Source organism: Crossiella sp. S99.2, from assembly GCF_023094165.1.
Classification (GTDB): domain Bacteria; phylum Actinomycetota; class Actinomycetes; order Mycobacteriales; family Pseudonocardiaceae; genus Crossiella.
On sequence record NZ_JALMDK010000006.1, the window covers coordinates 453,322 to 467,867 of the forward strand.

A 14,546-nucleotide genomic window follows, 5' to 3' on the forward strand; every position below is an offset into this window, starting at 1 on the left:
TTGGTGGTTTGCGGGCACCCCGGCGCAGGATGTGGACATGGCGCGTGAGGCACCCGAACACGATGTCGACGAGACCGGCCTGACGGTCTCCCGGCCGAAGACCTGGGCCGCCGGGATCCCCGGTGTCCTGGTGTCGTTGCAGCACGGCGTCGAACAGATGGGGGCCTTCCGCACGGCCCGCACCTTGCGGCTGCTGAACCAGCGCGAGGGCTACGACTGCCCCGGCTGCGCCTGGCCGGAGGCACAGGGACACCGCAAGCTGGCCGAGTTCTGCGAGAACGGCGCCAAGGCGGTGGCCGAGGAGGCGACCAAGCGCACCGTGGGGCGGGAGTTCTTCGCCGCGCACCCGGTGGCCGAACTCGCGGGCAAAACCGACTACTGGCTGGGGCAGCAGGGCAGGCTGACCGAGCCGATGGTGCTGCGGCCCGGCGGCAGCCACTACGAGCCGATCTCCTGGGACAACGCCTTCGAGCTGCTGGCCGAGGAACTGCGCGGGCTGCCCTCGCCGGATGACGCGGTCTTCTACACCTCCGGCCGCACCAGCAACGAGGCCGCCTTCCTGTGGCAGCTGTTCGCCCGCAGCCTGGGCACGAACAACCTGCCGGACTGCTCCAACATGTGCCACGAGTCCTCCGGCGCGGCGTTGAAGGAGACCATCGGCATCGGCAAGGGCTCGGTGAGCCTGGCCGATCTGGAGTCGGCGGACCTGATCGTGGTGGTGGGCCAGAACCCGGGCACCAACCACCCGCGCATGCTGTCCTCGCTGGAGCAGGCCAAGTCACGCGGCGCGAAGGTGGTCGCGGTGAACCCGCTGCCCGAGGCCGGGCTGATGCGGTTCAAGAACCCGCAGAACGTGCGGGGCCTGATCGGCCGGGGCACCCCGCTGGCGGATCTGTTCCTGCAGATCAAGCTGGGCGGCGACCTGGCGCTGTTCCAAGCGGTCGGGCACCTGCTGCTGCTGGCCGAGCGGGCCGCGCCGGGCACCGTGGTCGACTGGGACTTCGTGCAGGCGCACACACACGGTTTCGAGGCTTACGCCGAGCACCTGCAGAAGCTGGACTGGTCCGAGGTGGACCGGGCGACCGGGTTGTCCCGCAAGGAGATCGCCCGGTTCAGCCGGATGCTGATGGACTCCGAGCGCACGGTGATCTGCTGGGCCATGGGGCTCACCCAGCACCGGCACTCGGTGCCCACCATCCAGGAGGTCATGAACGTCCTGCTGACCCGCGGCATGATCGGCAAGCCGGGTGCTGGCGTGTGCCCGGTTCGCGGCCACTCCAACGTGCAAGGCGACCGCACCATGGGGGTGTGGGAGAAGATGCCGGAGGAGTTTCTGGCCGCGCTGGAGCACGAGTTCCACATCACCGTGCCGCGCAGGCACGGCTTTGACACGGTGGAATCGTTGCGCGCCATGCGGGACGGGCAGGCCAGGGTGTTCCTGGCCATGGGCGGCAACTTCGCCGCGGCCACCCCGGACACCGAGGTCAGCGAGGCCGCGCTGCGCAACTGCGCGCTGACCGTGCAGGTCTCCACCAAGCTGAACCGCTCGCACGTGGTGCCCGGCCGCGCCGCGCTGATCTTCCCCACCCTGGGCCGCACCGACCGGGACCAGCAGGCGGGCAAGGACCAGTTCGTCACGGTCGAGGACTCGATGTCGGTGGTGCACCGCTCCCGCGGCAGGCTCAAGCCCTCCTCGCCCGCGCTGCTGTCCGAGATCGCGATCATCTGCCGGGCGGCCAGGGCGACCCTGGGCGACGGGCATCCGGTGCCGTGGGCGGAGTTCGAGCGCGACTACGACAAGATCCGGAACCGGATCGCGCACGTGGTACCGGGTTTCGCCGACTTCAACCGCCGGGTCCGCCAGCCGGACGGGTTCGTGCTGCCGCACCCGCCGCGGGACTCCCGCCGGTTCGAGACCAGCACCGGCCGAGCCAACCTGACCGTGAACGCCTTCGAGGCCCCGGAGATCCCGGCGGGCAGGCTGCTGTTGCAGACCATGCGCAGCCACGACCAGTACAACACCACCATCTACGGCCTGGACGACCGCTACCGCGGCGTGCAGAACGGCCGCCGGGTGGTGCTGGTGAACCCGGAGGACCTGGCCGAGCTGGAGATCCCGGACGGCGCCATCGTCGACCTGGTCAGCGAGTGGGCGCAGGATCCGCAGAAGATCAAGGAACGCCGGGCCGAGCGGTTCCGGGTGATCGCCTACCCGACCGCCCGCGGCTGCGCGGCGGCCTACTTCCCGGAGGCCAACGCCCTGGTGCCGCTGGATGCCACGGCGCGGATCTCCAACACCCCGATGTCCAAGTCGATCGTGATCCGGCTGGAGCCGCGCCGGGCCTGAGCGCCCGCGCTCACCGCGCCGAGGCGGTGGCCGCGGTCAGTTCCCTGGCCGCGGTCACGCCGCCGTCCTGCATGCGCCGCAAGCCATCCGCGATCCCGTCCACATCCGAGCGCACCGCGTCCAGCAGCGCCGCCGAGTCGGTCAGCGCGTCCGCGACCAGCCCGGTGAAGGCCAGCGCGCTGCCCGGGTCGAGCGCCAGCACCGGCAGCAGCAGGCTGACCTTGTGCCCCAGCTCCACGAACCGCTGGTGCAGCTCCTGGTGCTCCCGCCGGGCCTGGGCGAACCGCTCCGCGTGCCCGGCCAGCAAGGTCGCCGCCGCGGCCAGGATCTCCGCGTCCTCGCCGAGGCGCCTGCCTTCGGCCGAGATCACCTCGGCCGCCGCGGCCGCCGCTTTTCCTTGCCAGGGCACGGTGTCGGCGTACTCGGCGAGCAGTTCCACGCCGGTGTCCCGCAACTCGGTGGCCGCCGCCCGGTAGGCCCCGGCCAGATCGGCCAGCCGGTCCGCGTCGCCGGTGAGCGGGCCGAGCTGGGTCATGCCCATCCGGATGCCGTCCTCCAGGGTGCCGACGGTGAGCGTCTCGGCCAGGTTGGTCAACCGGGTGGCGCGCAGGGCCAGGTCCTGGCTGTCGCCGCGGCTCATCGCAGGCCCTGCTTGTCATCGGCGGTGGCATAGCCCTGCAGGCTGTCCCTGGCCTGGCCGGTCAGCGTGTCGAAGGCGCGCACCCTGGCCCGCAGGGTGTCGAAGAGGTGCTGCTGGAAGGCCAGGTGGGTCTTGCCCGCGTCGGTGGTCGCGAAGGTCGCGCCGTCCCTGGTGCCGGCGTCCCAGCTCTTGCGGGTGGCCTCGATGTCCTTGGTGGCCAAGGACAACCGCTGGGCCAGCGCGCGCAGCTCGTCCTGGTTGAGCCCGAATCCGTTCATGTCCGCCCCCTCCCGGGCAGCAGGCTATCGGGTCGCGGACACCCCTGGGTGCCGGGAGCGACAACTCGATCGCTCCCGGTGCCCGAGCAGTCTCATTCCCCCAGGTGCAGCACGGCGAACACGGCGCCCCACGGGTCGGCGAGCACCGCCATCCGGCCGTAGGCGGTCTCGGTGATCTCCTCGACCACCGCACCGCCCAGCTCGCGCGCGGCAGCCACGGTGGCGTCCACATCGGACGTTCCGAAGTAGACCAGCCAGTGCGGCCGCTCCTCCGCCCGGTGCACCGGCTCGGCGCTGGCCACCTGCTGACCGGCCAGCTCGAACACCGGGTACTCCGGCGCGCCCCGCACCTCGCTGTAGTCGTAGTCGAAAATGCTGCCGTAGAAGGACTTCGCCGCGTCCACCGCGGTGGTGCGCAGCTCGTTCCAGACCAGCGTGCCGTGCTCGTTGACCAGTCCGGCGCCGTGATGCTCATCCGGCTGCCAGAAACCGATCAGCGCGCCGGCCGGGTCCAGCGCGATGGCCATGGTGCCGAACGAGCCGACCGTCATCGGCTCCACCACGATCGTGCCGCCTGCCGAACGCGCTCGCGCCACCGCGCCCTCGGCGTCCTCGGTGTGCAGGTAGCTGCCCCACATCGGCGGCGCGTCGGGCTGCGCCGGGCCCAGCCCGGCCACGATCCGGTCCCGCAGCAGCGCGTTGACGTAGTAGCCGTACTTCTCCTCGCCAGGGGTGTAGGTCCAGCCGAAGAGCGCGGCGTAGAACTCCTTGGCCGCGTCCAGATCCGGTGTGGACACGTCAACCCAGCTCGGCGTGCCCGCGGTGTAGCCGTCCCGCTCCGGCATGGTCGGTTCCTTCCGTGAGGTGGACGCCCAGTCTGTCCCGCCCCACCGACAATCGCGCTCTCAGCCGGTGAACAGCTGGGTCACCTTGCGCACCAGCTCGAAGAGCCCGTAGGCGAAGGGCAGTCCGACCCACAGCCAGGCGAAGGCCATGACCGGCTTGTACCGGGGATTCATCAGACCGCCTCCGCCTTGCTCGGCGCGGCCTGCGGCCGCTGGGGTTCGTGGAATCGCGGATGCACCGGCCGGACCAGCTCATTGGCGATGAAGCCGACCACCAGCAGGCCGATCACGATGTAGAGCGAGGTGGTGTAGAGCGCCGGGCCGGACTTGCCCGCGGCCTTCTGCGCGTCCGCGATGGCGTTGATGATCAGCGGGCCGAGCACCCCGGCCAGCGACCAGGCGGTGAGCAGGCGGCCGTGGATGGCGCCTACCTGGTAGGTGCCGAAGAGGTCCTTCAGGTAGGCCGGGATGGTGGCGAACCCACCGCCGTAGAAGGACAGGATGACCATGGCGCAGCCCACGAACAGCGGTGTGGAGACGTCCCCGGCCAGTGCGATGGCCAGGTAGAGCAGCCCGCCGACGCCGAGGTAGAGCCGGTAGATGTTCTTGCGCCCCACCAGGTCCGAGGTGGAGGACCAGACGAACCGGCCGACCATGTTGGTCAGCGAGAGCAGCGCGACGAACCCGGCGGCCGAGGCGGCGCTGACCGGCAGCGTGGAGTTGGCGAAGAAGTCCCTGATCATCGGCGCGGCCTTCTCCAGGATGCCGATGCCCGCGGTCACGTTGAAGCACAGCACCACCCACAGCAGCCAGAACTGCGGGGTGCGGATGGCGTTGTTCGCCGAGACCTGGGCGGTGGTGATCATGCCGCCGGCCGCGGCCGGTTTGGGGCTCCAGCCCTTGGGTTTCCAGTCCGGCGCGGGCACCCGCACCAGCAGCACGCCCACGGACATGAACACCGCGTAGACCAGGCCGTGCGTGATGAAGGTCTGCGCGATGCCGGTGATGTCCTTGCCGAAGCCGTCCAGCATGGCCGCCGACCAGGGCGAGGCGATCAGCGCGCCGCCGCCGAAGCCCATGATGGCGATCCCGGTGGCCATGCCCGGCCGGTCCGGGAACCACTTGATCAGGGTGGACACCGGGGAGATGTAGCCGATGCCGAGCCCGATCCCGCCGATGCCGCCGTAGCCGAGCACCACCAGCCAGTACTGCCGGGTGGCCACGCCGAGCGCGGCGATGAGGAAGCCGGAGGAGAAGCAGACGGTGGAGACGAACATGGCCCAGCGCGGACCGTTACGCTCCACCAGGGTGCCGCCGAAGGCCGCGGAGAGCCCGAGCATCACGATGCCGAGCTGGAACGGCAGCGCGCTCGCGGTGCCCGACAACGACAACGCGCCTTCCAGCGGCGACTTGAACACGCTCCAGGCGTAGGCCTGTCCGATCGCCAGGTGCACCGACAGCGCGGCCGGGGGGATCAGCCAGCGGCTCCAGCCGGGCGGCGCGACCACCCGGGAGCGGTCCAGGAAGCCGAGCGCCACAGCGCACCTCCAGGCATATAGTTGAAGTGACAACCTAAGTGCGCAACCTAGGCTCTGGGTCCCAGGTTGTACAGGGTTTGGAGGTCCTCGGATGGGACGGGTGACAGCACGTCGTCCAGTGCTCCGGATCTCGCCGAAGGGAGTGGTGCGCAGGCCGGACGCGCTCGCCGTGGAGGAGCCGCTCGAACTGCGGGTCAACGGCCGCGCACTGGCGGTCACCATGCGCACTCCAGGGCACGATGTCGAGCTGGCGCACGGCTTCCTGCTCACCGAAGGGGTCATCGGCGAGGCGGCGGACGTGCGCACCGCGCGCTACTGCGACGGCACCGACGACGAGGGCCGCAACACCTACAACGTGCTGGACGTGGCTCTGGCCGAGGGCGTGGCCCCGCCGGATGTCGGCGTGGAGCGCAACTTCTACACCACCTCCTCCTGCGGGGTGTGCGGCAAGGCCGCGCTGGACGCGGTCAAGCTCAAGACCCGCTTCTCCCCCGCCGCGGACGATTCCCGGATCACCCCGGCCGTGCTCACCGGCCTGCCCGGGTCCCTGCGTGCCGCGCAGCGGGTCTTCGAGGCCACCGGCGGCCTGCACGCGGCCGGACTGGCCACAATGGACGGTGAGCTGCTCGCGGTGCGGGAGGACGTCGGGCGGCACAACGCGGTGGACAAGGTGCTCGGCTGGGCACTGCTGGAAGGCCGGGTGCCGCTGGGCGGGCACGTGCTGATGGTCTCCGGCCGGGCCTCCTTCGAGCTGGTGCAGAAGGCCGCGATGGCCGGGCTGCCGATGCTGGCCGCGGTGTCCGCGCCGTCCTCACTGGCGGCGGAACTGGCCGCCGAGCAGGGCATCACCCTGATCGGCTTCCTGCGCGGGGAGTCGATGAACGTCTACACCGGCGCGGAGCGCATCGTCCTGCCGGAGTAGCACCGGCGAGACTGGGCCGGTGCAGCCACTTGAGGGAACCACCGTGCTCGCCATCGAGCAGGCCGTCGCCGTGCCGTATGCCACCCGCCTGCTGGCCGACCTCGGCGCCAGGGTGATCAAGATCGAGCGGCCGGGCACCGGGGACTTCGCCCGCGGCTACGACACCGCCTGCGGCCCGGTGTCCAGCTACTTCGCCTGGGTCAACCTGGGCAAGGAGTCACTCACCCTCGACCTCAAACACCCCGACGGCCGGGCCGTGCTGGACCGGCTGCTCGACCGCGTCGACGTGGTGCTGTGCAACCTCTCCCCCGCCGCCGCCCGCCGCCTGGACCTGGACGCGGACACCCTGCGCGCGCACCGCCCCGGCCTGATCGCCGGCGAACTCTCCGGCTACGGCGAGGAAGGCCCGTACGCGACCCGCAAGGCCTACGACGCGCTGATCCAGTCCGAGGCCGGGCTGATCGAGTTGACCGGCGAGGGCGAGGTCACCGGCCGGGCCGGGATCTCGGTGGCCGATATCGCCGCCGGGGTCCAGCTGCACGCCGCGGTGCTGGCCGCGCTACTGCGCCAGGCCCGCACCGGCGAGGGCGCCACCCTGCGGCTGACCCTCCTGGAGGCGCTCGCGGAGTGGATGCACCAGCCGATGCTCTACGCCACCGGCACCGGTGTGGTCCCGCCACGCACCGGCGCGCACCACGCGAGCATCGCGCCGTACGGGCCGTTCCGCTGCGGGGACGGGGACAGCGTGCACCTGGCGGTGCAGAACGAGGGCCAGTGGCGACGGCTGTGCGCGGTCACCGGGCAACCCGGACTGGCCGCGGACCCGCGGTTCGGCACCGTCGCCGACCGGGTCGCACGCCGGGCCGAGCTGCACGCGGAGCTACAGCCCGCCTTCGACCGGACCACCGCGGCCGACCTGCTCGCCGCCCTGGACGCCGCCGACGTGCCCGCCGCGCGCACCCGCACCGTGCTCGACCTCGCCGAACACCCCCAGCTGGCGGTCCGGGATCGCTGGGCACAGGTGCCGGTGCCCGGCGGCACGGCGGTCCGGATGCTGCGCCCGCCGGTGGACGATTCGGGCTCCGCCTGGGCCCCAGCACCCGTGCCGGACCTGGGTCAACACAACGATCTGGTACTTGACTGGCTCGGCTATCACCCAGAAGAGATCAACAACCTCCGGCGGAACGCGGTTATCTAGTCACCTTCAGTGACAGTGTGTCCTGAATCACCCCCACCTGTGGCGAACCAACCGACCGAAAATGGCGTCTGCATCATGGTCGGCCCTGACAAGCAGGCCTCCGTCATGTAACACAAACGGAGCAGTGGACGGTTTCTCTCTGTGAGGGGGTGTGCAGGGGATGCACGAACACAAAGCCAGGGGGCTCGTCTCCCGGCGCACGGTGCTGTGGGGAGCACTGGCCGGGGCAGCCGCGGTCGCCGGATTCGGCGCCACGCTGAGTCACCAGGACGAACTGGGGCAGGTCGATCCGAGTGTGCTGCGCACGCTGGGGGCCGCTGGAACCGGCGCGACCACCAAGCCGGGCAGCGGCGGCACGGTGCGGGTGGAGCGGGTCTTCTCCGCGCACCGCAACCGCGAGGTCGACCTGGTGACCATGTCACCGCAGGCCGACCGCAGCGGCCTGCCGGTCTGCCTGCTGCTGCACGGCCGTTTCGGCACCGCGCGCAACGCGGCGCCGGGCGCGCTGCCCTCCGCGCTGGCCGCGGCGGTCGCGCGTGGCCAGGTGCCGCCGTTCGCCTTCGTCGCGGTCGACGGCGGCGGCAACAACTACTGGCACGCCCAGCCGGGGGACAACCCGATGGGCATGCTGCTGGACGACCTGCCGGGCTGGCTGGCCGAACGCGGTCTCGGCGGCGGTGACGGCCTGCCGTTCGCGGTGGCCGGCATCTCCATGGGCGGGTTCGGCTCGCTGCTCTACACCCGGCGCCGTCAGGAACGCGGCCGCCCGGTGCGCGCGGTCGCGGCCATCTCGCCGGCGCTGATCACCTCCTGGCCGGAGATGCACAAGCGCAAGGCGTTCCGGGACAACGCCGAGTGGGAGTCGATGAACCCGTTGCGGCACATCGACAAGCTCGGCTCGGCCCGGGTCGGCCTGTGGTGCGGCACCGAGGACAGCTTCATCGACGGCAGCCGCCAGTTCATCCGGCAGGCCCGGCCGCTGGTGGGCTCCACCGGACCGGGCCGGCACGACAGCACCTACTTCGACCGGGTCAGCCCGGACATGGTCCGCTTCATCGGCCGCCACCTGCCGTCGGTCTGACCTGCTGGGCCCGCTCGTAGAGCGTGCGGACCTGGGCGCCGAAGTACGGGCTGTGGTTGTGCAGGATCTCGTCGCCGCCGAACTGGTGGCCGCCGACCACGCCGAGCAGCTCGCCGCGCGCGGTGAGCCAGGGCCCGCCGCTGGTGCCGGTCAGGTAGCCGCGGCAGTCGAACCCGCGCTGGGTCCGGCTGAACTCGGTGGTCCAGTTCCGGCAGGTCACCGGGCGTTCGTCCCGGACCGGGTAGCCGGGCACCTCGACCACCTGGTCCCGCCGGGTGTCCAGGAGCGGCCGGTGCGCCCCGGTCCGGTCCTCGATGCCCGGGTCCAGCACCAGGATGGCCACGTCGTGGTCCGGATCGGCCCGCTCCCGCCACTCCGGGCTCACCACCACCTCGCGCACCGGCCAGGTGCCGTGCGGCCGCCGGCCGTCCCGGTAGCCGGGCACAAAGGCGGTGTCCCGCCGCGGTGGCCCGGTCTCGTTCTCGAACATGCAGTGCGCGGCGGTGATCAGCAGGTTGCGCCCGGGACTGGTGATCACGGTCGCGGTGCAGAAATGCGGTCCGGCCCCGCCGTGGGCGAACAGCGCGCCCACCGCCGGGCGCCCGTCGAAGGCCACCGCGACCGGCGGCTTCGGCGGCCTGGGCGGGTAGCCGCCGTCGCCGTCCGCGACGGCCACGCTGGCGGGCACCGCCAGCAGCACCAGCACCGCGCCCGCCAGCGAGGACCTCATCCGGCCCGCACCGCCTTGGCCGCGTCGAGGAGCCCGTAGCCGTAGAAGCTGGTCCGTCCCTGCTTGTCCGTGGTGCAGCGAGCGTCTCCGGCCGGGCAGGCCAGCGGCTGGACCCCAGTGCGCAGCAACAGTTCCTTGAGCGCCTTGGGCGGCAGCTTGCCGTACTTGCTCGCCAGCAGCGCCAGCACGCCGGCGACCTTGGGCGCGGCGGCCGAGGTGCCGCCGAAGGAGCCGTAGCCGCCGTCCGGGGTGGTGGACAGCGGCATGGCCGGGCCCTCCCCCGCCGGCGGCACCTGGGCGCGGTCGCCGCCGGGAGCGGTCACGTGCACGGTCCCGGCGCCGTAGTCGCTGTAGCTGGACAGCGTGCGGCCGTAGCCGACCGCGGACACGGTGACCACCTCGGGCAGCTGGTTGGGCAGCAGCCGGCAGTTCTTGTCGATGGTGTTGCCCGGCGGCCGCAGCGGATCGGTCTTCGGGTCGGTCAGGTCGGCGGCGAAGTTCCCGGCCGAGGCCACATGCAGCACCCCGCGCCCGGTGGCGTGCCGGACCGCCCTGGTGATCGCCTCAATGGCCACCTGCTCCCCCGGCCGGTCCGAGCACAGGAAGGCCCACGGGCCGCTGGACCAGCTGCCGTTGGTCAGGGTGAACTTGTGCCGGGCGGCCCACATGAACCCGCACACGACGCCCTCAGGGTCCATATAGCCGTCCGGTCGCATGAGCTGCACCGAGGCGATCCGCACCCCGGGCGCCACCCCGGTGATGCCCTTGCCGTCCGCGGCCGCGGCGAGCACGCCCGCGACGCCGGTGCCGTGCCCGTGCTTGGGTCCCCAGGCCGCCGGATCGGTGTCCGGCTTGCCGGTCTCGCAGCCCGCGGACAGCGCCGGGTCGAGCGCCCCGGCCAGTTCCGGGTGCTTGCCGTCCACCCCGGTGTCCAGCACGCCGACCACGACGTCCCGGCTGCCGGTGGTCACGGTGTGCGCCTGCGCGGTGCGCAGCATCCGCATGTCCCACTGCTCGCCGGTGCGGTCCGGCTGCTCGGCCACGGCCAGTGCGCTGGCCTCGGCGACCGGCCCGCGGGCCTTGGCCGCGCTGAAGGCCCGGTCCACCCCGATCCGGCGGTCGAAGTCGGCATCGGCACTGGCCACGGCCACGCCGATCTCCGGGTAGTAGTGCACTGGCGTGCCGCAGTGCGCGGTCAGCTGCCGTTCGACGGTGGCCCGCGGAGTGTGCGGGCCGAACAGCACGGTGTAGGTGAAGGCCGCGGGCGCGCAGTCCGCGGCGGCGGCGACGGCCGGCGTCACCGGCGCGAGCAGCGCCAGCGCGAGCAGACCGGACACGGAACGAAGGATCACCCGATCGTTCTACTACGTGCGCGCCCGCGCCGGGCCGCCACTGAGCAGACTCGGCGCCCGGCCCAGGGTCCAGGCCAGCACCTCCGGCCACGGCCCGAACCCGGTGTCCTCGTCCAGATGCTCCCCGCCGGGCACCAGGTCCAGCTCCACACCCAGCCCCGTGGCCAGCCCATACGCGTCCAGCCGGGCGCAGTACGGATCGCCCTGCCCGGCCACCAGGCGGGTGATGCTGGCCGCCCGGCGCAACGCCCGCGGATCCACCGGCGGCGGATTCAGCCCCCGCACCTCGGGATGCCGCCAGCCCGGCCCCGGCGGAGCCACCAGCAACACCCGGTGCGCCCGCCGATCCCGCCCGTCCACCCCTGCCGCGTGATGCAGCCACAGCGTCGCGCCCAGCCCATGCCCGAGCACCACCAGATCGGCCGAGGGCGCCGCCGCGGCCAGACTGGCCCGCAACACCGGCAACCAGCCACTCAGCTCAGGCGCGGGCAACACGGGCGCGTCCACCACCACCCCCAGCCCACGCAACTGCCCGGCCAGCCAGCTCAGCCAGTGCCCAGCCCCGGCACCCCGCCACCCGTGCAGCAGAACCACATGCAGCGCTCGCATGATCCAGACATACCGCCCAGCCACCCACCACCGGCCCCCACCCGGCGAAAACAACCGGATCAGGCGTCCCACAACAGCCAACCCGACGTACAACAACGGCCAACACTCCCGGAGGTTGAAAACCCTGCCGGCGTGTTGGCCGTTGTCGTACGGGGCGTTGGCCGTTGTGGGGCTAGGCGGACTTGTCGCGGCGTTCGCGGCGGCTCGGCTGGCGGGAGACGATCGTGGGGTTCACGTTCTCGCGGACGGTCTGCTCGGTGATGACCACCTTGGCGACGTCGGTGCGGCTGGGGATGTCGTACATCACCGGCAGCAGCACCTCCTCCATGATCGCGCGCAGCCCACGGGCGCCGGTGCCACGCAGTACCGACTGGTCGGCGATGGCCTCCAGCGCGGTCTTGGTGAACTCCAGCTCCACGCCGTCCATCTCGAACAGCTTCTGGTACTGCTTGACCAGCGCGTTCTTCGGCTCCGAGAGGATCTTGACCAGGCTGACCTTGTCCAGGTTCATCACGCTGGCCACGATCGGCAGGCGGCCGATGAACTCCGGGATCAGGCCGAACTTGATCAGGTCCTCCGGCATGACCTGCCCGAAGACGTCGGTGGCGTCGACCTCGGCCTTGGAGCGGATCTCCGCGCCGAAGCCGACCCCGCGCTTGCCGGTGCGCTCGTGCACGATCTTCTCCAGGCCCGCGAAGGCCCCGGCCACGATGAACAGCACGTTCGTGGTGTCGATCTGGATGAACTCCTGGTGCGGGTGCTTGCGACCGCCCTGCGGCGGCACGCTCGCGGTGGTGCCCTCCAGGATCTTCAGCAGCGCCTGCTGCACGCCTTCGCCGGAGACGTCCCTGGTGATCGAGGGGTTCTCGCTCTTGCGAGCGATCTTGTCCACCTCGTCGATGTAGATGATGCCGGTCTCGGCCCGCTTGACGTCGTAGTCCGCGGCCTGGATCAGCTTCAGAAGAATATTCTCGACGTCCTCGCCGACATACCCGGCCTCGGTCAGCGCGGTGGCGTCCGCGATGGCGAACGGCACGTTCAGCAGCTTCGCCAGGGTCTGCGCGAGATAGGTCTTGCCGCAGCCGGTGGGCCCGAGCATCAGGATGTTCGACTTGGCGATCTCGATGCCGTCGTCCCGGCCGTCCCTGCCCCGGTCGCCGGCCTGAATCCGCTTGTAGTGGTTGTAGACCGCCACCGAGAGCGTCCGCTTGGCATCGTCCTGGCCAATGACGTACTGGTCGAGGAACTCGTGGATCTCCAGGGGCTTGGGGAGTTCGTCGAGCTTGACGTCCCCGGCCTCGGCGAGTTCTTCCTCGATGATCTCGTTGCAGAGGTCGATGCACTCATCGCAGATGTACACGCCGGGGCCGGCGATGAGCTTCTTGACCTGCTTTTGGCTCTTGCCGCAGAAAGAGCACTTGAGCAGGTCTCCGCCGTCACCGATACGTGCCATGGCCGCTGACCTCTGTCCCCTCTGGCGCGCCCTGACGACGCGCCTGGCCGTGTTCGCTGTTGACGGTACCCGCACTACCCCGGGCAGCGGGAGGTCGACAAGCTCTCTGAAGCATCCAGACCTGTCACTGAATACTTCCGAGGGCCCCAGCCTCCCCCGTACCCGCCGAGCACCGCCAGTCCTGGGCGGCGCTCGGCGTGTCGCGGATCACGGGGTACCGGCGTTGGTCAGGACTGGGCGGACAGCTTCCGGTACGGCAGCACGGTGTCCACGATGCCGTAGTCCTTGGCTTCGGCCGCAGTCAGGATCTTGTCGCGGTCGATGTCCTGGCGGACCTGCTCCGGGGTCCGCTCGGTGTGCCGGGCCAGCGTGGTCTCGAGCTGACGGCGGATCCGGTCGATCTCCCGGGCCTGGATCTCCAGGTCCGACACCTGACCGTACACGCCCTCGGTGGAGGGCTGGTGGATCATGATCCGCGCGTTCGGCAGCGCGCCCCGCTTACCTGGAGTGCCCGCGGCCAGCAGCACGGCGGCCGCGGAGGCGGCCTGGCCGAGGCAGAAGGTCGCGATGTCCGGGCGGATGTACTGCATGGTGTCGTAGATGGCCATCAGCGAGGTGAAGGAGCCACCCGGCGAGTTGATGTACATCGTGATGTCGCGGTCCGGGTCGTCGGACTCCAGGAACAGCAACTGCGCCATGACGTCGTTCGCCGAGGCGTCGTCGATCTGCACCCCGAGGAAGATGATCCGCTCCTCGAAGAGCTTGTTGTACGGATTGGACTCCTTGACCCCGTAGCTGGTGCGTTCCACGAACGACGGCAGCACGTAACGGGACTGAGGGCGGTAAAGCTCGCTCATCTTCTTACTCCTCGTACTCGTGCTGGCGCTCAGCCGCGCGGCAGCTGGCTGGCGGAGGTGGCCACGTGATCGATGAAGCCGTACTCCTTGGCCTCCTCCGCGGTGAACCAGCGGTCGCGGTCGGAGTCGGTGACGATCTTCTCCACCGGCTGCCCGGTCTGCGTCGCGATCAGCTCGGCCATCTCCTGCTTGTGCTTGATCAGCATCTCCGCCTGGATCGCGATGTCCGCGGCGGTGCCGCCCAGCCCGGCCGAGGGCTGGTGCATCATGATCCGCGCGTGCGGCAGGGCGGACCGCTTGCCCCGGGCGCCCGCGGAGAGCAGGAACTGACCCATCGAGGCGGCCAGGCCCATGGCCACGGTGGCCACGTCGGGCTTGATCAGCTCCATGGTGTCGTAGATCGCCATGCCCGCGGTGACCGAGCCACCGGGGGAGTTGATGTAGAGGTAGATGTCGCGCTCGTCGTCCTCGGCCGCGAGCAGCAGCAGCTGAGCGCAGATCTGGTTCGCGATGTTCTCCTCGACCTGGGAGCCCAGGACGATGATGCGCTCACGGAGCAGCCGCTCGTACACCGAGTCGTTGAGCGTCAGCCCTGCGCTGCCTGCCCGCATCTGGGGCGCCGGGACGGTCGGGTACTGCGTCACGTGTGCCTGCCTTCGGTTCTGGAGGATCTCTACAAACGACCCTAACGAACGC

14 protein-coding genes are annotated in these 14,546 nt (G+C 70.8%); 4 read left to right on the top strand and 10 right to left on the bottom strand.

The features are described from left to right. The first annotated feature begins 37 nt into the window (after positions 1-37). Positions 38-2,347 carry an FdhF/YdeP family oxidoreductase gene (locus tag MZC64_RS25235; RefSeq protein ID WP_247759240.1) on the top strand — a complete coding sequence of 770 codons (2,310 nt, stop codon included), beginning with the start codon at positions 38-40 and terminating at the stop codon, positions 2,345-2,347. A gap of 10 nt (positions 2,348-2,357) precedes the next feature. On the opposite strand, the gene MZC64_RS25240 is transcribed toward MZC64_RS25235, so the two are convergent. From MZC64_RS25240 to MZC64_RS25255, 4 genes are all read right to left on the bottom strand, one after another. Further along, on the bottom strand, positions 2,358-2,987 hold the full coding sequence (locus MZC64_RS25240) for a hypothetical protein (RefSeq protein WP_247759239.1): 630 nt from the start codon (positions 2,985-2,987) through the stop codon (positions 2,358-2,360). Then, positions 2,984-3,265, bottom strand: coding sequence for a hypothetical protein (locus tag MZC64_RS25245; protein WP_247759237.1), 282 nt, complete (start codon positions 3,263-3,265; stop codon positions 2,984-2,986). The genes MZC64_RS25240 and MZC64_RS25245 overlap by 4 nt, the downstream gene beginning before the upstream one ends. A gap of 92 nt (positions 3,266-3,357) precedes the next feature. Next, on the bottom strand, positions 3,358-4,110 hold the full coding sequence (locus MZC64_RS25250) for a VOC family protein (protein ID WP_247759236.1): 753 nt from the start codon (positions 4,108-4,110) through the stop codon (positions 3,358-3,360). Between the two features lie 173 nt (positions 4,111-4,283). Further along, positions 4,284-5,648 (bottom strand): OFA family MFS transporter, encoded by a 1,365-nt coding sequence (locus MZC64_RS25255; protein ID WP_247759234.1) that lies wholly within the window; start codon positions 5,646-5,648, stop codon positions 4,284-4,286. Between the two features lie 91 nt (positions 5,649-5,739). Between MZC64_RS25255 and fdhD the strand changes: the two genes are divergently transcribed. From fdhD to MZC64_RS25270, 3 genes are all read left to right on the top strand, one after another. Beyond that, positions 5,740-6,570, top strand: coding sequence for a formate dehydrogenase accessory sulfurtransferase FdhD (gene fdhD / locus MZC64_RS25260; RefSeq protein WP_247759233.1), 831 nt, complete (start codon positions 5,740-5,742; stop codon positions 6,568-6,570). 19 nt (positions 6,571-6,589) lie between these two features. Continuing rightward, positions 6,590-7,768, top strand: a complete 1,179-nt coding sequence (locus MZC64_RS25265; protein WP_247759232.1) for a CaiB/BaiF CoA-transferase family protein — start codon at positions 6,590-6,592, stop codon at positions 7,766-7,768. Positions 7,769-7,928: 160 nt separating this feature from the next. Next, complete coding sequence (locus MZC64_RS25270) at positions 7,929-8,849, top strand: alpha/beta hydrolase family protein (protein ID WP_247759231.1); 921 nt, start codon at positions 7,929-7,931, stop codon at positions 8,847-8,849. On the opposite strand, the gene MZC64_RS25275 is transcribed toward MZC64_RS25270, so the two are convergent. The 6 genes from MZC64_RS25275 to MZC64_RS25300 all read right to left on the bottom strand — a co-directional run bounded on the left by MZC64_RS25275 (position 8,821) and on the right by MZC64_RS25300 (position 14,461). Then, a complete protein-coding gene (locus tag MZC64_RS25275) occupies positions 8,821-9,579 on the bottom strand; it encodes a serine protease (RefSeq protein WP_247759230.1) in 759 nt (252 codons plus the stop codon). The genes MZC64_RS25270 and MZC64_RS25275 overlap by 29 nt on opposite strands. Next, a complete protein-coding gene (locus MZC64_RS25280; RefSeq protein WP_247759229.1) occupies positions 9,576-10,931 on the bottom strand; it encodes a S8 family serine peptidase in 1,356 nt (451 codons plus the stop codon). The genes MZC64_RS25275 and MZC64_RS25280 overlap by 4 nt, the downstream gene beginning before the upstream one ends. A 12-nt stretch (positions 10,932-10,943) precedes the next feature. Beyond that, a complete protein-coding gene (locus tag MZC64_RS25285) occupies positions 10,944-11,540 on the bottom strand; it encodes an alpha/beta hydrolase (RefSeq protein WP_247759227.1) in 597 nt (198 codons plus the stop codon). Between the two features lie 172 nt (positions 11,541-11,712). After that, the gene (gene clpX / locus MZC64_RS25290) at positions 11,713-12,993 is read right to left on the bottom strand and encodes an ATP-dependent Clp protease ATP-binding subunit ClpX (protein ID WP_185002126.1); all 1,281 of its coding nucleotides are present in this window, start codon (positions 12,991-12,993) and stop codon (positions 11,713-11,715) included. Positions 12,994-13,220: 227 nt separating this feature from the next. After that, entirely contained in the window at positions 13,221-13,850 is a 630-nt protein-coding gene (locus MZC64_RS25295) for an ATP-dependent Clp protease proteolytic subunit (protein ID WP_247759224.1), read from the bottom strand. 29 nt (positions 13,851-13,879) lie between these two features. Beyond that, entirely contained in the window at positions 13,880-14,461 is a 582-nt protein-coding gene (locus tag MZC64_RS25300) for an ATP-dependent Clp protease proteolytic subunit (protein ID WP_247759902.1), read from the bottom strand. Positions 14,462-14,546 lie beyond the last annotated feature (85 nt).

Bases quoted from the DNA above. Each gene is read 5' to 3' on its own strand.
- MZC64_RS25270 (WP_247759231.1), top strand. From the start codon at position 7,929: ATGCACGAACACAAAGCCAGGGGGCTCGTCTCCCGGCGCACGGTGCTG.
- clpX (WP_185002126.1), bottom strand. From the start codon at position 12,993: ATGGCACGTATCGGTGACGGCGGAGACCTGCTCAAGTGCTCTTTCTGC.
- fdhD (WP_247759233.1), top strand. From the start codon at position 5,740: ATGGGACGGGTGACAGCACGTCGTCCAGTGCTCCGGATCTCGCCGAAG.
- MZC64_RS25250 (WP_247759236.1), bottom strand. From the start codon at position 4,110: ATGCCGGAGCGGGACGGCTACACCGCGGGCACGCCGAGCTGGGTTGAC.
- MZC64_RS25235 (WP_247759240.1), top strand. From the start codon at position 38: ATGGCGCGTGAGGCACCCGAACACGATGTCGACGAGACCGGCCTGACG.
- MZC64_RS25275 (WP_247759230.1), bottom strand. From the start codon at position 9,579: ATGAGGTCCTCGCTGGCGGGCGCGGTGCTGGTGCTGCTGGCGGTGCCC.
- MZC64_RS25300 (WP_247759902.1), bottom strand. From the start codon at position 14,461: ATGCGGGCAGGCAGCGCAGGGCTGACGCTCAACGACTCGGTGTACGAG.
- MZC64_RS25295 (WP_247759224.1), bottom strand. From the start codon at position 13,850: ATGAGCGAGCTTTACCGCCCTCAGTCCCGTTACGTGCTGCCGTCGTTC.
- MZC64_RS25285 (WP_247759227.1), bottom strand. From the start codon at position 11,540: ATGCGAGCGCTGCATGTGGTTCTGCTGCACGGGTGGCGGGGTGCCGGG.
- MZC64_RS25245 (WP_247759237.1), bottom strand. From the start codon at position 3,265: ATGAACGGATTCGGGCTCAACCAGGACGAGCTGCGCGCGCTGGCCCAG.
- MZC64_RS25240 (WP_247759239.1), bottom strand. From the start codon at position 2,987: ATGAGCCGCGGCGACAGCCAGGACCTGGCCCTGCGCGCCACCCGGTTG.